Here is a 20820-nt window from a genome sequence, read left to right on the forward strand (position 1 = left end):
TCCTAGCGGCGTCGTAGGCCAGGCAGGCCATCGAGTTCCGATCGGGCGTGGCCGTCACCGCACAGGTGTGTTCGTAGAAACGTAGTGATCAGTTGAGTGAGGGCCGGTTGAGGTTCGGTACTGGCCGGCAGATCCAGGAAGGCCCGTGCGGCGGTGGGATCCACCGGGTCGGCGATCCCGAAGTGGTTGGCCCCCTCGATGACGGCCAGCAGATTGGAGCCGTCCCGGTCGGGAAGTGCCTCGTCGAAGGTGCGGGTGACGGGATCGGCGGGGTGCTCCTCCTGACCGTACCGATCCGAGCTGCCCATGATCACGCCATCTCTGGTGCCGACCGAGAGCAGGACCGGGCAGTCCACCTGGGCGGGTACCACGGTTCCCGCGGGCCAGCCCAGCATGGTGGCCACCATGGTGTGCGCGCCATAGGCGAACACGGCCTTGACCTCGGGGAAGTACCGGGCCGACTGCAGGACCAGGGAGCCGCCCGCCGAGTGCCCGCCGAGTGCGACCCGCTCCAGGTCGACGGCGCCCTTCAGCAGGTCGATCTCGGCCAGCGCGGACAGGACCGCCGGGATCGCCGGGCAGGTCGGGCGCGAGCCGTAGCTTCCGGGCCGGGCGGCGTCCAGGTCGACGCCGGGCGTCAGCCCGTACTCGCCGCCGAACAACTCGCCCACCCGGTCGAAGGTCACGCAGACGAACCCGGCGGTCGCGATCTCGGTCGCGAGCCACCGGTAGGCGTCCTGACCCACGTTGATCCCGGACAGGAACAGCACCACCGGGTACGGCCCGCCTGCAGGCCGGAACACCCCGGTCAGCCGGTCGCCGTCCGGTTCGGCCGGGTAGTACACCTTCAGGTGCGCGGTGTCGAACGGAGACTCGCCGCCGGTCTTCGCCGCCCACCACAGCGATCGGATCACGTGGGCCTCGGCAGCACGCGGTCGCCGCCCCACAGTGCCCGCACCAGTCTGCCGGTCATCTCCTCGCCGAAGTAGCGCACCCCCATCACGTTGGCCGGGTCACGATCGGCGATGTTGCGCCGGATCGCCAGGTCGGTCGCGGCCAACGCGGGCCGGTCGGCCTCGGGCACCGGCTCCGCCTCGTCCACCCAGCGCAGCCAGTCGTCAACGCGGGCGTGTAGCAGCTCGCGGACCGCGTCGATGTGCTGCTGGGCGCGGGGGAAGGAGTAGCAGTAGGCGTTGGAGGACAGGCTCTCGCGGATGAACCCGGCCCGGCTGGTGAACCAGGTGAAGTCCGGATTCTCCTCCTTGAACCGTAGCCAGTCGGCGTCCAGCGGCGCATAGTGGCGGTCGTAGTGCTCACCCTGCTCGACCAGATTCACCCGCGGGATGAAGTCCTGGTAGAACCAGCCCTCCGGCCAGACCAGCAGCGCGATGCCCAGGTGCGGCACGTTGACCTGCGGGCCCAGCCAGACGGTCAGGTGCAGGTTGGCGAAGCTCGCCTTCGGGTTGCCCAGCCAGGAGTGGACCATCCAGTCGATCTCCGGCCCGGTGTAGGCCTCGATCCGGCCGCCGGGCCCCTCAGGATAGGTGCCGTAGCTGTCGAACTCCTCGCTGGAGGGGTCTCGGGTCAGCTCGAACCTGGCGTCGATCTTCGCCTTGAGTTCGGCGAGCACCGTCTGCAACCGCTCGAACGTCTCGGTGACGTCGATGGTCGGAGACTCGTCGAGCATCTGCTCGACGTACTGCAAGGTTTCCTTCATGACGTTCCTTCCTGAAGTGCGTCCACCAGCCGCCACGGCCTGCCGTCCACCAGGTCGGTGCCGCGTGAGACGTGCCGGTTGACGGCCTGCGCCGGGTAGACGTCGGCGCGTACCACGTGGTCGCCGTTCTTGACCGGGGTGACGATCGGGTGGCTGATGCGGCCGCTGAACGGGCCCTCCCAGGCGGTCCAGAGGGTGAAGTCGCGCGGGGTGGCCAAGATGGCCCCGGCCAGGCCGGCCGGTCCGTCGTGGCCGGCGGCTACGACGTTGAGCCGGTTCTCCGCGGCCCGTTCCAGCAGGCCGTACTCCAGCTCCCAGGCCTCGGACGGGGTGAACGGCACCGCGACGACGTCCGCGTCGGCCAGCGCCGCCAGCCTGAACGTCTCGGGGAACAGGGCGTCGTCGCCGACGATGACGGCGAGCCGGCCCCAGGGCAGTTCGAAGATCTCCAGGCCGTCGCCCAGCGAGGTGACCCGCCCGGCGTGCCGGGTGACGGGGTGCAGGGCCCGCTGCCGTCCCACGACCCCCTCGCCCGAGATCAGCAGTCCCTCGTGCGCCCCCTGGCGGATCTCGCTGAGCACCACGTGCGCCGCGGTCCCGCGGACGGCTCGCGCCGCCTCCTCGGCGCTCACCCCGCACAGCTCGGGGAGCACGATCAGTTCCGCTCCGCCCGCGGCCGCCTGCCCGATGAGCTCTTCGGCGGTGCCCGGCTCGTCGCGGGGTCTGACCACGGCCGCGGTCAGGCGCTCGGCTCCGGCGGGTGCCCGGCGGCCGCGGGGCTCGGCGGCGATCGGTCCGTAAAGGGCGGGGCGGCGGGCGGTGAGGATGTCCGTGCCGTCGGGGCGGAGCTTGGAGTCGGCGAGGGGCACGTCGATGTCGGCGACGACCACGGCCTCGCCGGTCCGCGGTGCTCTGGCCACGACCGTGCCGTCCGGGGCGACGATCTGGCTCTCGCCCGCGCCGTGCAGCCACTCCGGCGGGACGCCGAGCCCGGCGCCGACGGACTCCAGCATGTCGGCGGGGATCAGCGGCCCGACCTTGTTGGCGGCGACCACCCACACCTTGTTCTCCGCGGCGCGGACCGGGATGTGCAGGCTCGCCTCGTCCACGGCGAACGAGTTCAGGCTGTTGAGCAGCACCTGCGCACCGCGTAGCGCCAGCCCGCGGGTGACCTCGCTGATCACGCCCTCCATGCAGGCGTACATGCCGAGCCGCCCGAGTTCGGTCGAGATCACCGGGCCCACGGCCGTCCCGGGATCGAGGTGGTCGTTCTCCGCGCCCATCAGGGTCTGCTTGTCGGCCTCGCCGAGGAGGGCACCGTCCGGGCCGTAGAGCAGGGAGGCGCCGGTGGTGCGCCCGTCCTCCCGGGCGAGGGTGACACCGATCTTGACATACGCGCGGTGTCTGGCGGCCCGCTCGGAGATAGCGGTGAGAAACGGGTCCCCGTGGCGACAGGCCAGTCGCCGGGCGTGCGCGCGGTCCTCGTACCAGGACAGGTGGTTGCAGAACTCGGGCAGCACGATCAGCTCGGCCCCCTGGGCCGCGGCCGAGTCGATCGCACGCAGGCAGGCAGCCAGGTTGACGGCCGGGTCACGGCCTGCCTCCAACTGCGCCGCGGCGACACGTACCATCTGCACTCCTCAACTGTTACGGCTAGAGAAACAGTGTTTCCTAGACATAGGATCTCGCGAAACCGGAGGAAATGTCTAGGAGTCAATCGTGCTGACCCATGTGGTGCTGATGAAGTTCGTCGATCCGAGGGATGCGCCGAAGGCGAAAGAGTTGCTGGAGGGCATGGGAGGCAGGGTCGAGCAGATCCGGGATCTCACCGTCTGGCTGGACGTGGTCGGGTCGCCGGTCTCCTACGACCTGTGCATGATCACGCGGCACGAGTCCCTCGACGAACTGCGCGGTTACCAGGGACATCCGGCGCACCTCGAGGTGGCGGGCTGGCTCCGTCCGAGGCTCGAAGCTCGTGCCGTGGTGGACCATGTTCCGTGATCTGGGCGGCCCGTGTCCCCGACGCCGCCCGGCGGCCTGAACGACTTCGTCGACCACGTGGTGCCGGAGCTGCGGCGCCGGGGCCTGTTCCGTACCGAGTACGAGGGCCGGACCCTTCGCGGGCACTACGGTCTCGCGCGTCCGGTCGTGGCCCGCGCGTAGCGGTCAGGCACCGGGGACGGCCGCGACCAGTGCCCTGGTGTAGTCGTGCGAGGGCCGGCCGAGCACCTGCTCGGCCGGCCCTGTTTCGACCAGCCGACCGGCGTGCATCACCGCGACCCGATGGGCGACGGCGCTCACCACTGCCAGGTCGTGCGAGATGAACAGGTAGCCCAGGCCGCGCTCCTCCTGCAGCCGGAGCAGCAGGTTGATGATCTGGGCCTGCACCGAGACGTCCAGGGCGGTGACCGGCTCGTCGAGCACCAGCAGGTCGGGGGAGAGGGCCAGCGCCCTCGCGATACCCACCCGCTGCCGCTGCCCGCCGGAGAGCCGGTGCGGGTGGCGACCCGCGAGTTCCGGGTCCAGACCCACCTCGGAGAGCAGGCCGGGCACGTCCCCGCGTACGTCCTGCAGACGCAGCGGCTCCCGCACGATCTCCCCGACCGTCCAGCGCGGATTCAGCGAGGTGGAGGGATCCTGGAAGACGAGCTGGAAACGGGACCGCAGCGGGCGCAGCCGCCGGCGTGACAGAGGGGCCAGCTCCACCCCGTCCAGGCGCACGCTCCCACCGGTGGGCTGCGTCAGCCGCGCGACGCACCGGGCCAGCGTCGACTTCCCGCAGCCGGACTCACCCACGATCGCGAGCGTCTCGCCCCGGTCGACCTCGAACGTCACACCGTCCACCGCGCGCAGCGCGCCGTAGCTCTTGGACAGGTTCGTGACGCGGAGCAGCGGTTCAGTCATCCCGCACCGCCCAGCAGGCCACGCCGCCGACGAGCGGCGGGGTCTCTTTCGCACAGCGGTCGAGCGTGACGGGACAGCGGGGATGGAACGCGCAGCCGGGTGGTCGCGACTTCGGCGCGGGCGGATACCCGGGGATCACCGGCAGCGGCCCCCGGCCCGTGCCGACCCGCGGCCGGGACCGCATGAGCGCGGCGGAGTAGGGGTGGCGGGGCGTGCCGAGGACCTCCTGTACGGTTCCCGTCTCTACCAGGCGGCCGGCGTACATCACCGCGATCCGGTGCGCGGCCTCGGCGACGAGGCCGAGGTCATGGCTGACGAGCACGGTCGCCGCTCCTGTCTCCCGCTGCGCGGTACGCAGCACCCGCATGACCTGCTCCTGGACCGTGACGTCCAGAGCGGTGGTGGGCTCGTCCGCGATCAGCAGCGACGGCCGCAGTGCGATGGCCATCGCGATCACGATCCGCTGCCGCTGCCCGCCGGAGAGTTCGTGTGGATACCTCCCGGCCCGCTCCGGGCCGAGGTCGACCTGCTCCAGCAGCTCCGCGGCCCGCCGCCGCGCCTCGCTGCGGCTCACACCGTGGATCCGCAGCACCTCCGAGATCTGCGTGCCGACCCGCATGAGCGGGTTGAGCGACGTCGCGGGGTCCTGGAAGACGAAGCCGATCCGGCGTCCCCTGAGCCGTTCGAGCCGGGCCGCGGTGAGCTCGGTGCCGTCCAGGACGGCCGTCCCCCCGGCGACCCTGGCGGGGCCGGACAGCAGACCGGCCACCGCGAGCATGGTCATCGTCTTGCCGGAGCCCGACTCGCCGACCATACCGAGCACCTCGCCCGGCCGTACCTCGAAGGAGACGCCGTCCACGATCCGCACGTCGCCGGCGGTCACCACCAGGTCCTTCACCTCAAGCATGGTCGTCCATCCGAACGTCGAGGGCGTCACGGAGTCCGTCGCCCAGCAGGTTGACCAGGAGCACGGTCAGGGTGAGCGCCAGTCCCGGCCACAGCGGGATCCACCAGGCCGTCTCCAGCAGTTCGCGCCCGTCGCTGAGGATCGTGCCCCAGGAGGGGGCGGGGGGACGCACGCCCAGACCGAGGAAGGACAGGCCGCCCTCGACGAGCACCATCGTGCCGACCACGAAGGTCCACATCACCAGGTTGGCGCCGGCCACCGCGGGCAGCAGATGCCGGGTCAGCACGCTCAGGTGACCGGCGCCCGCACCGACCGAGGCCGCCACGTAGTCCTCTCCCCTGACCTGCTTGACGATCGTCCGGGTCACCCTGGCGGAGGTGACCCAGCCGGCCAGGGTGAGCAGCGTGATCAGAACAGGGGTCGAGGAGCCCACGACACCGATGGTCGCGATCGCCAGCACGAGGAAGGGGAAGGCGATCCACAGGTCGCCCAGCCCCATGATCAGCCGGTCGATCCAGCCGCCGAGGTAGCCCGAGAGCAGCCCCACCACGATTCCCACCGCGCAGGCCAGGGTGCTGGCCGCGAAGCCCACCAGCAGCGAGGTCCGCCCGCCCACCAGGACGCGCGCCAGCAGATCGCGGCCGAGCTGGTCGGTACCGAGGGGATGACCGGCCAGCGCGCCCTCCATCCAGAACGGCGGCGCCAGTTTGGCCGGCAGATCCTGCTCCAGCGCGTCCACGCCGAGCAGGAGCGGCCCGACCGCCACGGCGAGCGCGATCAGCACCAGTCCCGCCAACGCGATCCGCACCGACGGCCTCATCCGGCCGCCTCCCTTCTGACCCTGGGGTCGGCGAGCGCGCCGAGCACGTCGCCGACCGCGCTGACCGCGACCACCAGTACCGCCACCACGAACACCGTCGCCTGCACGATCGGGTAGTCCCGCTGGAAGATCGCGTCCACCAGCTGTTTGCCGATCCCGTCGTAGGCGTAGAGCTGTTCGACGATCACCGTGCTGGACAACAGGTAGGCGCTGTCGACCACGAGGAAGGCGAGCACCGGCGGGAAGGCGTTGGGCAGTGCGTGCCGCGCCAGCACGCGCAGGCGGCTGCCGCCCTTGGCCCGGACCGTCCGGATGAAGTCCTGCGAGAGTGCCTCCAGCAGGCCGGCCCGCACCAGCCGCACGACGCGGGCGACGGTGAAGGCGGCCAGGGTCAACGTCGGGAGCACCGAGTGCAGCGGGCTCTCCGATCCGTAGCTCGGCAGCCAGCCGAGCCAGAGCGAGAAGACCAGCAGGAGCAGCATGCCGAGCACGAAGTTCGGGACCGCCTGGGCGGCCGCCGCGCCCGCCGTGATCGCCCGGCCGGAGGGACGGCGGGCCCGGGCCGCGGCGAGCATGCCGAGCGGGACGCCGACCAGCAGCGCGAGCGCGAGCGTGGCACCGACGACCTGCAGGGTGAGCGGCAGCCGGACCAGCACCGCCGAGATGGCGGGCTCCCCCGTGTAGGAGGAGACGCCGAAGTCGAGCCGGGCGACATCGCCGAGGAACGCGCCGTACTGCGTCCACAGCGGCAGGTCCAGGCCGAGTTCGCGGCGGACCCGCTCGATGTCCTCCAGGGTGCCGCCGGGCCCCACGAGGACCGCGGCGGGATCACCGGACAGACGCAGCAGGAAGAAGAGCAGGGTCAGCACACCCAGCACCGTCACGGCGAGCCGGACCAGCCATACCGCGCCCGCGCGCAGCACGCGCGGGCCCGTACGGTCTGATTTCATACACCCTTCCTGGATTCGGCGAGCAGTACGTTGCCGTCGCTGTTGAGCGTCAGGTCGGACTTGGACGAGTGCACGTAGACCGTCTGCGGCCAGGCCAGGAAGACCACCCCGGCCTCGTCATGGAGCCGTCTGGCCATCGCCTTGATGACCGTCTCCCGCTTGGCCGGGTCTGTCTCGCTCTGACTGCTCGCGAACAGCTTGATGTACTCCTCGTCCTCCACGTGCCGCTGCACGCCCTCGGGCTGCGGGCCGAGGCGGTTGACGCCGGAGATGTCGTGCAGGTCGACGTAGTCGGTCTGCCAGTAGAGCAGGGGGGTCTCGCTCTTCTTCAGCAGCGAGGTGATGAAGCTCGACAGGTCCTGGATGACCACCTCGCACTTGATCCCGACCTTGGCGAGGTAGCCGGCGGTGATCTCGGCCTGCTGCTTGAAGAGGGCGGTGGTGGCGATGTTCAGGGTCAGGCTCTCGGCGCCGGCCTCCTTGAGCAGGGTCTTGGCCCGCTCGGGGTCATGTGGGAAGGCCTCCAACGAGGGCTCGTGACCGACGTAGCCGGGCTGGAGCAGCTGCCCGTTGGGCACCTTGCCGTAGCCCGACAGCCCGGACTTGACGAACTCCTCCTTGTTGACGGCCAGGTTGAGCGCCAGTCGCACCCGCTTGTCGCGCAGCTTGGGCTCCACCTCGCCGATCATGCTCAGGATCGCGCAGGATCCGGCGGGGACGGGCTTCACGACGAACGAGCCGGCCATCTCCGCCGCGACCGAGGGCGGCAGGCCGTACGCGCCGTCGATCTCGCCGGTGCGCAGCGCGGTGGTCAGCGTGCCCGGGTCGGGGATGGCGACGATGCGGGCGATCTTGACGCTCCCGGACTTCCGCCAGGCGTCGGGGAACGCCTCCAGATCGATGCTCTTGGCCGGGGCGTAGGCGGTGACCTTGAAGGGGCCGGTGCCCGAGGCGACGCTGCCCGGCTTCTCCTTGAAGATCGCCGGGTCGGTGATGGCCAGCCTGGCCAGCCGGTTCAGCAGGATGGGGTCAGGCTTGTCCGTCGTGATCCGCACGGTGTCCGGGGCGACCACCTCCGCACCGGAGAGCGTGCCCATCTGCCCGACGCGGAAGGCGAACGTCGGATCGCCGGAGAGCAGCCGATCGACGTTGGCCTTGACCGCGGTGGCGTCGAAGGTTCCACCGCGGTGGAACCTCACCCCCTGGCGGAGTGTGAACTCCACCGTGAGCTCGTCGATGACGCGCCAGGCGGTGGCCAGAGCCGGCTCCAGCTTGCCGTCCGCGCCGAATGTGAGCAGGGGTTCGTAGACCTGGGCGCTGAAGGTGGCTCCCACGTTGGAGAGCGCGGCGGCCGGGTCGAGGGAGTTGGTGATGGCCGAGGAGGCGACGACGAGCGGCGCGTCGGCCGCTCCCGCCGCGGACGTTCCCGTTCCAGCCGTCTTCGGCGTGGTCGCGCACCCGGTGGCGAACGTCGCGGCAGCCAGCCCGCCCATCTGCAGGATCCTTCGGCGAGTGAGTTCCACGACGCCACCTTTCCTGTATCTCTATGAGATACGCCGTTCCAATAGAGGAAACCTAAGAGGGGATTGGGGGATCGTCAAGGGGGTGGCCCCGCGGTTGGGAGAGGTCCCCGGGACCTCTCCCGCGGAGCGCTCCGAACGCCCGTGACCTGTCATGACCGGAGGTCGTGGAGGCAGGGCGAGCCGCAGGGGCCGCGGCGGCCACTGGACGGCCGCGGCGCCGTCGGGGGCAGGCCGGCCGAGCCGCCCAGGACGCTCGCGGCCTGTCTTCGGGAGGGCGGTCAGCCGGGGTAGGCGCCCGCGGCCATACCGCCTCCGCCGGGACGGAACGCGGCCGGGGCGTGGACGACCGTGGACTGGACGTACTCCAGCAGTCCCTCCTCGCCGTACTCGCGGCCGTAGCCGCTGCGCTTGACCCCGCCGAAGGGCGCGCGCAGCGACATGCCGGTGCGGTTGTGCGTGTTGACGAAGACGAACCCGGCCTCGAACCGGTCCGCCAGCGCGAAGGCGCGCTCCTCGTCGGCGGACCAGACGGAGGCGCCCAGGCCCAGCTCACCCGCGTTGGCGCGGGCCAGGACCTCCTCCTCGTCGTCGTAGACGAGCAGCGGGACCGCCGGGCCGAACTGCTCGTCGGACACCAGCGGTGCGTGATCGTCCAGGCCGATGACCAGCTGCGGAGTCACGAAATATCCTGATCCCGGGTCATGGCCGGGGGCGGATCGGCCCAGTGGCACCGCCGTCCCGCCTCCCACGGCCGCCGAGGTCGCCACCAGCGCGCGGATCCGGGAGGCCGCGCCGGCCGAGATGACCGGCCCCATGGTGACCTCCGGATCCAGGGGATCGCCGACCACCAGGACGCGTCCGGCCGCCGCGACGTAGGCCTCGGTGAACTCCGCGCTCCGCGCCCGCGGCACGTACAGCCGCTTGGCCGCCATGCACACCTGCCCACTGGTCGCGAACGAGGCCATGACCAGCCGCTCGTAGTCGGCGTCGGTCAGCGTGTAGTCCGGCAGGAAGACCGCCGGGTCGTTGCCGCCCAGCTCCAGCACCGAGGGGGTGATCATCGCCCCGGCCGTCGCGGCGATCTCCCGCCCGGCGGCCTCGCCGCCGGTGAACGCGACCTTGCGGACGAGCCGGTGACCGACCAGTGCGCGGCCGGTCTCCGCGCCGCCGTGGATCACCCAGACGGCGGGCAGCATGGCCGCGATCTCGGTGACGGCCAGCGGCGCCAGCGGTGCGGGCTTGAGCACGACCGTGTTGCCCGCCACCAGTGCGGGCCCCAGCTTGAGCATCGCCAGGATGATCGGGGCGTTCCACGGGGTCACACAGCCCACCACCCCGTACGGCTTGCGCCGCACCACCAGCCGCCCGGCGGCGTCGTCGACCTCCAGGGGGGCCAGCGCCGCCGGGGCCCGGTCGCAGGTCCAGCGCAGGAACGTGACGGCGAACCCGATCTCGCCGCGACAGTCGGCCAGCGGCTTGCCGGTCTCCCTGGCCAGCAGCGTCGCCAGCTCCTCCAGCCGGGCGGACACGGCGTCGGCGGCGTGCCGCAGGGTGGCGACCCGCTCCGTGACCGGGATCCGCGACCACTCGCGGAACGCGCCGTCGGCACGGCGGACGACCTCGTCCACCCTGGCGGGGTCGGTGACCGGAACGCTTCCGACGAGCTCGTCGACGCGAGCCGGATTCTCCCTGACGATCACGTTCTCACGCATCGGATCTCCCTGCGCGGACTCTTGCCCCGCGGTCGTACGGACGAGACGAGGGCCCGCCCCGGGCCCGTGACCGCACGCGCCCCCGCCCCGGGTCAGCGGGCGTCACGAGAGGAGGAGATCAGGCCGGTGCGCGGCTCCGCGCCCCCGGCCGGTGCGAGCGTCATGGCAGACCCCACCGGACCGGCCCCGGCTGCCGGCACGCTCCTCACGGTTGCCGCCTCCCGTGGAGGGCGAAACCGCCCTCCACCCCGACGACTCTGGCGCCCGTGAAGAAACGGAGGGTCTCGTGGGTGCCCTCCTCGCCCAGGCCGGACAGGCCCCAGGCCGGGCGCGGGGTGGACAGGTGCAGGCTCATGATGCTGGAGCCGTTGACCTTCACCTCGCCGGCCCGGATCCGCCGGGCGACCGCGAGGGCCCGCTCCTCGTCCGCTCCCACGACGTACCCCTCCAGCCCGTACGGCGTGGCGTTGGCCAGGCCGACCGCCTCGTCCACGGTGTCGTAGGGGACGACCGCCGCGGCGGGGCCGAAGATCTCATCGGCGAGGTCGGTGCCGGTGATCAGTGTGGGAGCCAGGAAGTTGCCGTCCTCCGGTACGGTCCCGTACGACACGGCCCGGCCCCCCGCGGCGGCGATCGCGTCGCGGACCCGCCGCAGATGGGCGGAGTGGATCAGCGGGCCGAAGTCCGTCTCCTCCTCCAGCGGGGGACCGGCGCGCAGCGCGCGCAGCCGCTCACCGACGGCCTCGACGAGTTCGCCGAGGCGGTCGCGGGGCACGATGAGGCGGCCCAGTGCCCGGCACCACTGGCCGTTGAGCGTGGTGAGCAGGTCGGCCGCGGCCCGGGCGGCGGTCTCGGTGTCGGCGTCGGGCAGGACCACCAGGGGGTTGTTGCCGCCGAGCTCCAGCTGGGCCGGGCGCAGGCCGGCGGCGCAGGCGGCGGCGACCGACCGGCCCCCGGCCAGGCCACCGGTGAAGGAGACCGCGCGGACGCGCGGGTCGCCGACCAGCCGCTCGCCCGTCCGCGGGCCGCCCTGGACGAGCTGGAAGACACCCGGGGGGAGCTTCTCATGCAGGACCTGGGCGAGCAGCTGGGAGCCGTAGGGGGCGTATTCGCTCACCTTGAGGATCACCGGGCAGCCGGCGGCGAGCGCGCTGGCGGTCTTGTGCGCCGCCATCGGCGCGGGGGCGTTCCACGGCACCAGGCACAGGGCGGGTCCCAGGGGAAGCCGGTGCACCTCCACCGTGCGGCCGTCCTCACGGGTCTCGGTGCTGAGCAGCAGGCCCTCGCGCAGTTGTCCCGCGGCCAGCCGGAACGCGCCCCCGATAATCATTCCCAGCGGGGCGGTCTGGCGGATCGGCACGCCGGTGGCGAAGGACTCCAGGGCGACGATCGCCGGGATCCGCGTTTCGAGCGCGTCGGCGACGGAGCCAAGGATCTCGGCCCGGCGTTCGGACGAGATCGCCGCCCAGGAGGCCGATGTGTTCTCGGCCGCGGTGAGCGCCGCGCCGACCCGGGCGGCGGAGGTGCCCACCGCCCGGGTCACCGGCCTGCCCGTCGCGGGGTCCTCCAGGTCGAAGCCCAGGTCGTCGGTACAGGCGGCCCAGGTGCCGTCGACCAGGTCCTGGACCTCGGGAATGTCGATCATGGATGCTCCAGGGCTGTTCTCGGGGGCGCCCGGTCGTGTCACGGACGGTCCGCGGTGGCGAACAGCTCGTTCTCCTTGGCCTGGGTGACCATCTGGGCGGCCTCAAGTCTGCCGCGTTCGGCGGGGAAGGTCATCACCAGTCCCATCGCGAGATCGCGCAGGGCGCGGCCGACCACGCCGCCCATCATCGCGCCGGAGGTGCCGGAGGCCTTGAACGCGCCGAGGGCGACCTGGAAGCACGCCTCGGTGACCGAGCCCTTGCCCATCCGCCACTGCCGGAACACCTCGGGCTTGGACCGCAGCGGCGGCTCGGAGGTCTCCAGTTGCAGCTGGCGGCGGAGCCACAGGTAGGCGGTCTCCAGCTGTACCGTCATGTCGCCGAACAGCACCTGGTGCATCGGGCTGGAGGCGATCGGCCGCCCGGTGTCGGCGAAGGTCTTCTTGGTGAGCTGCTCGACCACGACGTCGTAGACGTTCTGCGCGCACCCGGTGTAGGCGGCGGAGATGGCCAGCTGGTTGCCGACGAAGCTGCCCCGGCTCATCTGCAGCATCCGGGTGAACGCCCCGGGGATCGTCAGCGCCTCGTCCTCGGGGATGAACACACCGTCGAGCCGGATGCCGTTGTTGGCCGTGGCCCGCATGCCCAGACCATCCCACGGCGCGCGGGCGGAGACCCCCGGCGCGTCACGCGGCACGAAGAAGGTGACCAGGCCCTCGGCCGTGTCGTACCCTTCCAGCTTGGCGGTGGTCAGGTAGTAGTCGGCCACCCCGGTGGCGCAGCCGAACGACTTCTCGCCGTCCAGGATCCAGCCGCCCTCGGTACGGCGGGCGGTGGTGGCGATGGTGATGTTGGCGCCGGAGCTCTTGACCGACTCGGAGGCGAAGTTGGCCAGCCACGTCCCGGACGCCATCCGGGTCAGCACCTTCTCGGCGAAGGCCCGCACCACGGGGACCTCCTCGTCGGTGAACAGACCCGCCTCGATCGCCTCCAGCGGCAGCAGCCCCCGGGAGGCGCTGGTGTTGTGGAAGAAGTAGGCCAGTGCCGTGGACGGGCACGCCGTACCCATCGCGAAGGTGGCCGCGGCCAGATCGCGCAGCGTGCCGCCGAGCCCGCCGTACTCCTCGGGAACCACCAGTCCGAGCAGCCCGGCCTCGCGCAGCAGCGTGATGTGCTCGATCGGGAAGAGGCCGTCCTCGTCGGCCTTGGCCGCGGCGGCGCGCAGCGTGGGCAGCACCGCCTCGACCCGGGCGGCGCGGGCGCGCTCGGCATCGGTCATGTCGTCGACGAGACGCTCGCCGGTCAGCTTGTCGGTCACGTTGTGCCCCCTCAGGCAGGTGGAGTCGGGTGGTACGGGTTCAACTGACGAATCGGTAGGTGCGTCCGGGCAGGGGAGAACCCCAGGAGCTCTCCAGCTCGGTGGCGCCGGCGACCAGGGCGGTACGGTCGACGGAGCTGGCGACCTCCAGCTGGGAGGCCAGGAAGAGCACGTCCTCCCCGGGGAGTGAGCCGTCCACTCCGCCGAGCGTGGTGTCGAAGTGCCCTATCCCGCTCTTCATCGCGACCAGCGCGTTGACCATGCCGATCCCGTTCCGCTCTCGCAGGCGGATTCGCAGGACGGCGGACCGGGCCGAGGCGGAGGCGTCCCGCAGGAGTTCGCGCACCCGCAGCGGGGAGGCGGGGAGTCTGCCCTCCTCCAGTCCGATCTCGTCGCAGCCGAGGTCTGCCAGCCTTCCGACCGCGGACACGACGACCTCCGCGCGATCCTCGGCGAAGGACTCGGTGATGTGCGCGACCGTCGTCAGGCCCGCCCGCCGGGCGGCCTCCACGGTCGCGGCCGCGCTCTCCAGAGCCGGCGGGCCGGCGCCCGCACGTGCGGCGGAGGCGCCGTACGCCTCCGCCGGGACGACGAACTCGACCACCCCGGCACCCGCGCGGACGGCGGACTGGACCCGGGTGGGTTCCGCGATCAACGCGGAGGCGGTGACCGGGTCGAGGTCGTCGGCGGGAAGCGGATCGCCGTACGGGTCGAACAGCCGGACCCTGGTGCCCGCGGCGCGCAGCGCGCGGGAGATCCTGGACAGCCGAGCCTCCTCGTAACCGCGGGTGCGCAGGATCGACAGCAGGCCGGTGTCGGCGACGGCGACCTCGTCGGGAAGCGGGTCGGCGAGCTGGCCCCAGGCCCGGGAGTGGAACAGCACAGGAGCCACCCGCCGGGGCGTGTCCGCCACCAGCACCTCGCCGACGAAGATCGTGTGATCGCCGCCCGGGTAGGCGTGCGCGACCCGGCAGTCGAGCCAGCCGATCGAGTCGGCGAGCACCGGGGAGCCGGTCACGCCCGTGCTCCAGCGCGCGTCGGTGAACAGGCCGTCCGGTGCGGGCTCCTGCCCGGCGAACCGGCGGCCGAGCGCCGCCTGGTCCCTGCCGAGGATGCTGACGGCGAATGTTCCCCGTTCCTCGACCAGGTGGTGGGTCCGGCTGGTCTTCGCGAGACAGACCAGGACCATCGGCGGATCCACGCTGACGCTGGAGAACGAACTGGCCGTCATGCCGTGCCACTCGCCGTCGGCGGTGCCGGTCGTGACGATGACCACGCCACTCGGCCACTGCGCCAGCACCGCGCGGAAGGAAACACCGTCAGTAGCCACTGCCCCTCACTGTTTCACTGTTGGAAACGTTGTACCGCTGAAGGTAACGATGTTGCGTGGCCGGTGTCAACGCGGAGGTGACTGTGTTTCCAGATGGAGGTGATCGTGTTTCCAATGGGGAAATCTCTCGCCGTAGAGTGGACTCCTGCGAAGACGAGAGGAGGCCGGGTGTCAGCGAGGACCAGCGTGAGACCGGCGGACGCTGCGGACGAGGGCGACGGCCAGAGCCGGTCGATCGCGGCAGTGGAACGCGCGATGGACGTGCTGCTGCTGTTCGGGCGCAGCAACCGTCCGGATCTGGGGGTGACCGAGATCGCCGCGGAGCTCGGCCTGACCAAGGCGGCCGTGCACCGTATCCTGACCGCGCTGCGCAGTCGCGAGCTCATCGCGGCCGACCCGGTCACCAGGCGCTACTCACTGGGGCACGCCGCGATCGCGCTCGGCCGGGCCTATCTGGCCCGCACCGACCTGCGCGCCATGGCCGGCCCCGAGCTGCGTGGGCTGGCGGCCCGCACAAGGGAGACCGCCACGCTGTCGGTACGACGCGGTGACACCCGCCTCTATGTGGAGCAGGTGGTCCCCGAGCAGGAGCTGCGAATGGAGGTCTCGCTCGGCATTCCCTACCCGCTGCACGCCGGTGGTTCTTCCAAGGCCATCCTGGCCTTCCTGCGCGAGAAGGAGATCGAGAGCTATCTGAGCCGGCACGGTCTGGAGGCGCTCACCGACAAGACGATCACCGATCCGGCCAAGCTCCACGCCGAGTTGGCCGCGATCCGGCGCCGAGGCTACGCCACCTCGCACGGTGAGCGGCAGGAGGGGGCCACGTCGATCGCCGCCCCCGTGTTCGACCATGACGGCGGTGTGATCGCGGCGATCAGTGTGTCCGGGCCGAGCACCCGGTTCAGGTCACACATCCAGGAGTCGGCTCCCCTGGTGGTCGAGGCCGCCGACCGTCTTTCGGCCCAGCTCGGTCACCACCGCTGATCCGTTCGCGGCGGTGAGGTGCCCCGCCCCCGTGCCGGCCGGGCTCTCTCCCGGAGCCGTCACGCTGGGGCGGGGGGAGCGCAGGTCGCCGTCAGAGAAGCGCCCCCGGTTTGAACACGCCCGACAGGGCCGCCGCGAGCACGCTGCCCCAGATCACCCAGACATAGGGCAGGCACCCGTCGACGGAGCCACGCAACGTGCGTTCCACCTCCGGAGTCGAGCCCGTGGTGACAAGGGTGCCGAAGGCGGGGCCGAAGGTGCGGAGCTTGAGCCGGATGCCCAGTCCGGCCGCGAGGGCCAGCGCGTAGAGCAGCAGCTTGGCCCCCAGCCATCGGGGGTTCGTGTCCACCCCGAACGGACGGTCGGCCAGCAGGGTGTAGCCCGCCGCCCCGACGATCGCGGTGACCAGTGCGATCCGGATCGCCCAGTCGGCCTGCCGTACCCGGGGGAATCGGCCGTGGGTGCGGTGGTCGGCCACGGTCAGCACCAGCCAGAGGGCGGCGAAGGCCCAGACGAGCAGGACCGACCAAAGTGGGAAGAGACGCACGCCGAAGAGTTCGGCCCCGTGCGGTTCGAGCGCCATGAGCGTCACCCCGCTGGGCAGGAAGAGCACCAGGCAGATCTTCGGGCCGAGGTCCAGGCCGCTCATGATCTTCAGTGCGGTGGCGCGAGCGGCGGGGGTCAGTGCCGGATTCAGCACGGATCTGCTGGAGTAGAAGACGCCCAGGTCCCCGCCCAGCCAGAAGACGAACAGCACCAGGTGGAGCACGATCCACCAGCCGTGCGGATGAGGTCCCACTCAACACTCCCTTATTTATCGATTTCGGAACGAAGTTACAGTGTCCGAAACAGGATGGGAAAGGGGACTCGTGGGTCTCGGAGGTCCCTCCATGAACGATGCCGCCGGGGCGTCTCCGCCCGGCGGCACCGTTCAGGTCCGATGGAGCTTCGGGTCAGGAGTTCGGGATGACCGCCGCGAGCGGCAGGCTGCCACCGAGGACGACGTTGGCCTTGCTGCCGCACGTCGAGAGGTTGTCGGAGTTGGTGCAGTAGTGGGAGGCGGTGTAGGAGCCGGTCGCGAGGTCCCGCGCCCAGGTCGAGGCGAAGTCCCGCAGCCAGGAGGTCTGCTGGGGGTTGGGTGAGCAGGTGGCGCCGAGGATGCCGATCGTGTCGGTGTTCTCGCCCTCGGAGTCGATGTGGCAGCTGCCACCGGAGGGGACGCCCAGGGTGTACTTGGTCCACACGAGCTGGATGCCGACGAAGTTCGACCCGAGCGCCGCCAGCGCGCCGAAGGAGTTGTTGAACAGGTTGATGACGCTCGGCCGCGCCGCGATCTGCAGGACGGGGCGGGTGTTGCCGGCCGAGACGGCGAGGAGGTTCTGGGTGAAGTCCGAGGCGGCCACCGCGTCGAAGAGGATCGCGCCCTTCAGGTTCTGGTAGCCGTTGCCGGCCAGGCGGGCGCCGACGACGCTCGCGAAGTGGCCGCCGGCCGAGTGCCCGCCGACGATGTACTTCACCGGCAGGGCCTTGCCGTTCGGCGGGGTGATCGCGCGAGAGCTGAGCAGGTCGCCGAGCTGGTTGCCCAGCGCCGGGTTGCCGTTGCTCATGTCGGCGTCCACGCAGAACACCATGACGCCCTTCTCGGCGATCGCCTTGCTGGTGTTGCGCAGGTGCGAGCAGTTGCGGCTGAATCCGTGCTGGGCGAGCATCAGGGCCGTGGCGGTGCCGTTCGGCAGGTACCAGGTCAGGTTGTACGAGGTTCCGGCGATGGTCGTGGACTCGGTGACACACGTGGTGGTGCTCGAGGAGTAGCCGCCGCACGCCGTGGCGGCCTGCGCGGCCGGGGCGGCCATGATCGTGGTCGTCAGAAGCATGCCGATCACGGCGGCGAACGCGACCATGATCCTCCGCGGACGTCTGTTGACGTTGACCTTCACTTTTCTCCCTGTGTGCTCGGTGGGGGGCGGTACCGGCCCGGCGGGGCCGGCGTGATCCGGCGATGCTCCCGAAACCCGGGGTGACGCCATCCGGCACGGTCGTGGACGCACCGGCCGGGGCGACTGCGGGGTTAGGTCACGCCTTGATCGATGCGCGTCAAGAGACACCCCTTCACGGGTTCCGGGCAGAGAAAATGGAAACGCCGTTTCGCGAAAATGGAAACGTTGTTTCGCACAGTATGTCTTCAGGCCCACGCGATGCAATGCCCGGGATTGCTTGATCTTCCGGGGAACGTTCCACCTGTCGTCCGGGACGTGGCTCGGCTCCTGGCGGGGCGGCGCGGGAACAGGGAAGCGGCCCACGCCGCTGGTCGGCGTGGGCCGCTTCTCCGCGCCCGCTGATGAGGGGACCGGTTCCAGGCGCCGTCGGCCTTGATCGCCGGCGTGACACCGCGGGTGGGTACTCCTACCCGCCCTGCCACGCGGGGGTGTCGTCCTCGTCCCACTCCAGTTCGTCGATCAGGTCGACCACCCCGTGGACCCGCAGCGCCATCCGGGCCGCGATCAGTGCGTCACTGTGCCGTGCCATGTGGCCGCTAAGCTTCGCGATGCCCTGCTTGACGGTGACCTTCACCTGGGAGGTGTCCACCCACAGGGAGTGATCGAGAACGTCCTCCCTGATCTCGCGGGCGATCTCGTCGTCCGTGCGCAGGAACACCTTGAGCAGGTCCTGACGGCTGACGATGCCCTCCAGCCTGCCCTCACGGTCGACCACCGGCAGGCGCTTGACGCCGTGCTCGTCCATCAGCCGCATCGCCGACACCACCGGGGCGTTCGGGGTGATGGTGACGGCGGGCGCGGTCATCAGCTCGGCCGCGGTGTCGCCGTGGGCCTTCTCCCTGGCGGAACGCCCCTCCCGGTTGAGCCGGTACCGCAGCCGGGCACGCAGCGGCGGCCGGTAGCCCTCGCGGTAGTACTGCTCCTTGAACTCCTCCTTGGCCAGCAGGTCCGCCTCCGAGACGACGCCGAGGACATGGTTCTCGGCGTCGACGACCGGCACCGCGCTCACTCCGTGGGCGATGAGCACCTCGGCGACGTCCTTGAACGGCGTGCTGCCGTTGACCGACGCGACGGTTCGCGTCATGACCTCGTTCACCTTCACCCGCATCGTTTCCTCCTCGAAGGGGGAGCCTCTCCTCCATTGGACAGCGGGACCCGTCCGGGGGTGAGGGTCGGAAGTCCTTCATCGGTGGTCTTTCGGTCCTGATGGGGCGTTCAGCGTTCAGGTCCGATTGACAATACGCAAAGTGTGATGTGCAATATTTTGCATGCCGGTCCCGAAAAGCCAAGGTCTCGTCGCCAGGTCCCTGCTGCGGGAGGACGCCTACCGCGCCCTCCGCGACGCGATCGTCGACGGCACCCTCGCGCCCGGCGAACGTCTCAACGACGCCGATCTGATCAGCTGGCTGGGTATCAGCCGCACGCCGATCCGCGAGGCACTGGCCCGTCTCGAACAGGCAGGTCTCGTGCAGACGAAACCGGGCCGCTTCACCATCGTCAGCCCGCTGGACGACAGGGAGACCCGCAACGCCCAGTCCGTCGCCGCGGCCATGCACGAACTGGCCGTGCGCGAAGCGGTGCCGGTGCTGTCGGGGGAGGAACTCGATCTGATGCGTCAGGCCAACGAGCGGTTCGCGGTGGCGCTGCGGCGCGGTGACGTCGACGGGGCGCTGGCCGCCGACGACGATTTCCACCAGGTCGCCGTCACGGCGTGCGCGAACAACGTGGTCAGGTCGGTGCTTGAGCAGGTCACCCCCGCGCTGCGCCGGGTCGAGCGGCTGCGCTTCTCCTCGCTCACCGGCCGGGGATCCGTGGAAATGCACGACGAGATCATCGCGCTGTGCGCGGCCGGGGACGCCGACGGCGCCGCGCTGGCCGCACGGGCCAACTGGCAGACCCTCGCACCACTGCTGGACTCGGCGACCGGGGACGCGGCCGGCGGCGCGTGGAGACTTTCAAGCTGAATCGCCCCGGAAACTCAAGGAGCACGACATGTCCCTCGCAGACTTTCCCCGCTATCCCCTGCTGTTCGGGCCGAGCCCGGTGCACCCGCTCGACCGACTCACCGCGCACCTGGGCGGAGCGCGTATCTGGGCCAAGCGGGAGGACTGCAACAGCGGTCTCGCCTTCGGCGGCAACAAGACCCGCAAGCTGGAATATCTGATCCCCGAGGCACTCGCCCAGGGCGCCGACACCCTGGTCTCCATCGGCGGCGTGCAGTCCAACCACACCCGGCAGGTCGCGGCGGTCGCGGCCAAGCTGGGGCTGAAGGCCCTGCTGGTCCAGGAGAGCTGGGTCGACTGGCCCGACTCGGTCAACGACCGGGTCGGTAACATCCTGCTCTCCCGGATCATGGGTGCCGAGGTGCGGCTGGTCGACGAGGGGTTCGACATCGGCTTCAGGGACAGCTGGGAGCAGGCTCTCACGGAGGTGCGCCAGGCGGGGGGCGTGCCCTACGCGATCCCGGCGGGGGCCTCCGACCACCGCCTCGGCGGCCTCGGCTTCGCCAACTGGGCCTACGAGGTCCAGCAGCAGGAGCGGGAGCTCGGCGTGTTCTTCGACACGATCATCGTCTGCAGCGTCACCGGTTCCACCCACGCCGGGATGATCGCCGGGTTCGCCGGCCAGGACCGTCCCCGCCGGGTGATCGGCATCGACGCCTCCGCCAAGATCGAGGCGACCCGGGCGCAGGTGGAGAGGATCGCCCGCGACACCGCCGAACTGATCGGTCTCGGGCGTGACCTGCGGGAAGACGAGATCACCGTGCTGGAGGGCTGGGCCGGTGACTTCTACGGCATCCCGGTCCCCTCGACGCTGGACGCGATGCGGCTCACCGGCAGCCTGGAAGGAATGATCATCGACCCGGTGTACGAGGGCAAGTCCATGGCCGGGCTCATCGACCTGGTCAGGAGCGGTGAGATCGGTCCGGACTCCAACGTGCTCTACGCCCACCTCGGCGGGCAGCCCGCCGTCAACGCCTACAGCGCCCTCTTCCGCTGACCACCGCGTCCCCGC

The 20820-nt window shown here is 70.9% G+C and carries 20 protein-coding genes; 5 read left to right on the forward strand and 15 right to left on the reverse strand.

What is annotated here, in order from left to right; all coding sequences use genetic code 11:
- Window positions 1-2 precede the first annotated feature (2 nt).
- From IG98_RS0110820 to IG98_RS0110830, 3 genes are read right to left on the reverse strand one after another with little or no spacing between them, the layout of a single operon-like run.
- Window positions 3-914, reverse strand: a complete 912-nt coding sequence (locus IG98_RS0110820; RefSeq protein WP_030909339.1) for an alpha/beta hydrolase family protein — start codon at window positions 912-914, stop codon at window positions 3-5.
- Complete coding sequence (locus IG98_RS0110825) at window positions 911-1717, reverse strand: oxidoreductase (RefSeq protein ID WP_030909342.1); 807 nt, start codon at window positions 1715-1717, stop codon at window positions 911-913. Before IG98_RS0110825 ends, IG98_RS0110820 begins: the two co-directional genes overlap by 4 nt.
- Entirely contained in the window at window positions 1714-3348 is a 1635-nt protein-coding gene (locus tag IG98_RS0110830; RefSeq protein ID WP_030909345.1) for a nitrilase-related carbon-nitrogen hydrolase, read from the reverse strand. The genes IG98_RS0110825 and IG98_RS0110830 overlap by 4 nt, the downstream gene beginning before the upstream one ends.
- Window positions 3349-3436: 88 nt before the next feature.
- Between IG98_RS0110830 and IG98_RS0110835 the strand changes: the two genes are divergently transcribed.
- Both IG98_RS0110835 and IG98_RS51880 read left to right on the forward strand, forming a co-directional pair.
- Window positions 3437-3718, forward strand: coding sequence for a Dabb family protein (locus IG98_RS0110835; protein ID WP_030909697.1), 282 nt, complete (start codon window positions 3437-3439; stop codon window positions 3716-3718).
- Window positions 3719-3730: 12 nt separating this feature from the next.
- Window positions 3731-3880, forward strand: a complete 150-nt coding sequence (locus IG98_RS51880; protein ID WP_211263950.1) for a hypothetical protein — start codon at window positions 3731-3733, stop codon at window positions 3878-3880.
- A 3-nt stretch (window positions 3881-3883) separates the two neighbouring features.
- Here the strand turns inward: IG98_RS51880 and IG98_RS44725 are convergent, their stop codons facing one another.
- The 9 genes from IG98_RS44725 to IG98_RS46775 form a co-directional block, all read right to left on the reverse strand.
- The gene (locus IG98_RS44725) at window positions 3884-4621 is read right to left on the reverse strand and encodes an ATP-binding cassette domain-containing protein (protein WP_051751957.1); all 738 of its coding nucleotides are present in this window, start codon (window positions 4619-4621) and stop codon (window positions 3884-3886) included.
- Complete coding sequence (locus tag IG98_RS0110845; protein WP_051751958.1) at window positions 4614-5528, reverse strand: ABC transporter ATP-binding protein; 915 nt, start codon at window positions 5526-5528, stop codon at window positions 4614-4616. Before IG98_RS0110845 ends, IG98_RS44725 begins: the two co-directional genes overlap by 8 nt.
- On the reverse strand, window positions 5521-6348 hold the full coding sequence (locus IG98_RS0110850; RefSeq protein WP_030909352.1) for an ABC transporter permease: 828 nt from the start codon (window positions 6346-6348) through the stop codon (window positions 5521-5523). The genes IG98_RS0110845 and IG98_RS0110850 overlap by 8 nt, the downstream gene beginning before the upstream one ends.
- The gene (locus IG98_RS0110855; RefSeq protein WP_063766188.1) at window positions 6345-7298 is read right to left on the reverse strand and encodes an ABC transporter permease; all 954 of its coding nucleotides are present in this window, start codon (window positions 7296-7298) and stop codon (window positions 6345-6347) included. Before IG98_RS0110855 ends, IG98_RS0110850 begins: the two co-directional genes overlap by 4 nt.
- The gene (locus IG98_RS0110860; RefSeq protein WP_157594267.1) at window positions 7295-8821 is read right to left on the reverse strand and encodes an ABC transporter substrate-binding protein; all 1527 of its coding nucleotides are present in this window, start codon (window positions 8819-8821) and stop codon (window positions 7295-7297) included. The genes IG98_RS0110855 and IG98_RS0110860 overlap by 4 nt, the downstream gene beginning before the upstream one ends.
- Before the next feature lie 278 nt (window positions 8822-9099).
- Complete coding sequence (locus tag IG98_RS0110865; protein ID WP_030909361.1) at window positions 9100-10533, reverse strand: aldehyde dehydrogenase family protein; 1434 nt, start codon at window positions 10531-10533, stop codon at window positions 9100-9102.
- A 205-nt stretch (window positions 10534-10738) separates the two neighbouring features.
- Window positions 10739-12178 (reverse strand): aldehyde dehydrogenase family protein, encoded by a 1440-nt coding sequence (locus IG98_RS0110870; RefSeq protein WP_030909364.1) that lies wholly within the window; start codon window positions 12176-12178, stop codon window positions 10739-10741.
- A 38-nt stretch (window positions 12179-12216) separates the two neighbouring features.
- On the reverse strand, window positions 12217-13494 hold the full coding sequence (locus IG98_RS0110875; protein WP_030909368.1) for an acyl-CoA dehydrogenase family protein: 1278 nt from the start codon (window positions 13492-13494) through the stop codon (window positions 12217-12219).
- A 40-nt stretch (window positions 13495-13534) separates the two neighbouring features.
- Window positions 13535-14824 carry a flavin reductase gene (locus IG98_RS46775; protein WP_084195258.1) on the reverse strand — a complete coding sequence of 430 codons (1290 nt, stop codon included), beginning with the start codon at window positions 14822-14824 and terminating at the stop codon, window positions 13535-13537.
- Window positions 14825-14992: 168 nt separating this feature from the next.
- Here IG98_RS46775 and IG98_RS0110885 point away from each other — a divergent pair, with 168 nt between their 5' ends.
- Entirely contained in the window at window positions 14993-15808 is an 816-nt protein-coding gene (locus IG98_RS0110885) for an IclR family transcriptional regulator (RefSeq protein ID WP_245651488.1), read from the forward strand.
- Between the two features lie 91 nt (window positions 15809-15899).
- Here IG98_RS0110885 and IG98_RS0110890 read toward each other — a convergent pair whose 3' ends face one another.
- From IG98_RS0110890 to IG98_RS0110900, 3 genes are all read right to left on the reverse strand, one after another.
- Complete coding sequence (locus IG98_RS0110890; RefSeq protein WP_030909378.1) at window positions 15900-16607, reverse strand: hypothetical protein; 708 nt, start codon at window positions 16605-16607, stop codon at window positions 15900-15902.
- A 154-nt stretch (window positions 16608-16761) separates the two neighbouring features.
- On the reverse strand, window positions 16762-17745 hold the full coding sequence (locus IG98_RS0110895; RefSeq protein ID WP_030909381.1) for an alpha/beta hydrolase family protein: 984 nt from the start codon (window positions 17743-17745) through the stop codon (window positions 16762-16764).
- A 466-nt stretch (window positions 17746-18211) separates the two neighbouring features.
- A complete protein-coding gene (locus IG98_RS0110900; RefSeq protein WP_030909384.1) occupies window positions 18212-18913 on the reverse strand; it encodes a CBS domain-containing protein in 702 nt (233 codons plus the stop codon).
- A 160-nt stretch (window positions 18914-19073) separates the two neighbouring features.
- Here IG98_RS0110900 and IG98_RS0110905 point away from each other — a divergent pair, with 160 nt between their 5' ends.
- Together IG98_RS0110905 and IG98_RS0110910 are read left to right on the forward strand one after the other, a co-directional pair.
- On the forward strand, window positions 19074-19769 hold the full coding sequence (locus tag IG98_RS0110905; protein WP_030909387.1) for a GntR family transcriptional regulator: 696 nt from the start codon (window positions 19074-19076) through the stop codon (window positions 19767-19769).
- 28 nt (window positions 19770-19797) lie between these two features.
- Window positions 19798-20805, forward strand: coding sequence for a 1-aminocyclopropane-1-carboxylate deaminase (locus IG98_RS0110910; protein WP_030909391.1), 1008 nt, complete (start codon window positions 19798-19800; stop codon window positions 20803-20805).
- Window positions 20806-20820: the final 15 nt, after the last annotated feature.

Origin of the sequence: Streptosporangium amethystogenes (assembly GCF_000721075.1) — a bacterium.
Classification (GTDB): Bacteria; Actinomycetota; Actinomycetes; order Streptosporangiales; family Streptosporangiaceae; genus Streptosporangium; species Streptosporangium amethystogenes.

Excerpts from the sequence above, each read along its gene's own strand:
- IG98_RS0110825 (WP_030909342.1), bottom strand. The coding sequence starts at position 1,717 with ATGAAGGAAACCTTGCAGTACGTCGAGCAGATGCTCGACGAGTCTCCG.
- IG98_RS0110830 (WP_030909345.1), bottom strand. The coding sequence starts at position 3,348 with ATGGTACGTGTCGCCGCGGCGCAGTTGGAGGCAGGCCGTGACCCGGCC.
- IG98_RS44725 (WP_051751957.1), bottom strand. The coding sequence starts at position 4,621 with ATGACTGAACCGCTGCTCCGCGTCACGAACCTGTCCAAGAGCTACGGC.
- IG98_RS0110845 (WP_051751958.1), bottom strand. The coding sequence starts at position 5,528 with ATGCTTGAGGTGAAGGACCTGGTGGTGACCGCCGGCGACGTGCGGATC.
- IG98_RS0110850 (WP_030909352.1), bottom strand. The coding sequence starts at position 6,348 with ATGAGGCCGTCGGTGCGGATCGCGTTGGCGGGACTGGTGCTGATCGCG.
- IG98_RS0110855 (WP_063766188.1), bottom strand. The coding sequence starts at position 7,298 with ATGAAATCAGACCGTACGGGCCCGCGCGTGCTGCGCGCGGGCGCGGTA.
- IG98_RS0110865 (WP_030909361.1), bottom strand. The coding sequence starts at position 10,533 with ATGCGTGAGAACGTGATCGTCAGGGAGAATCCGGCTCGCGTCGACGAG.
- IG98_RS0110870 (WP_030909364.1), bottom strand. The coding sequence starts at position 12,178 with ATGATCGACATTCCCGAGGTCCAGGACCTGGTCGACGGCACCTGGGCC.
- IG98_RS0110900 (WP_030909384.1), bottom strand. The coding sequence starts at position 18,913 with ATGCGGGTGAAGGTGAACGAGGTCATGACGCGAACCGTCGCGTCGGTC.
- IG98_RS0110905 (WP_030909387.1), top strand. The coding sequence starts at position 19,074 with ATGCCGGTCCCGAAAAGCCAAGGTCTCGTCGCCAGGTCCCTGCTGCGG.
- IG98_RS0110910 (WP_030909391.1), top strand. The coding sequence starts at position 19,798 with ATGTCCCTCGCAGACTTTCCCCGCTATCCCCTGCTGTTCGGGCCGAGC.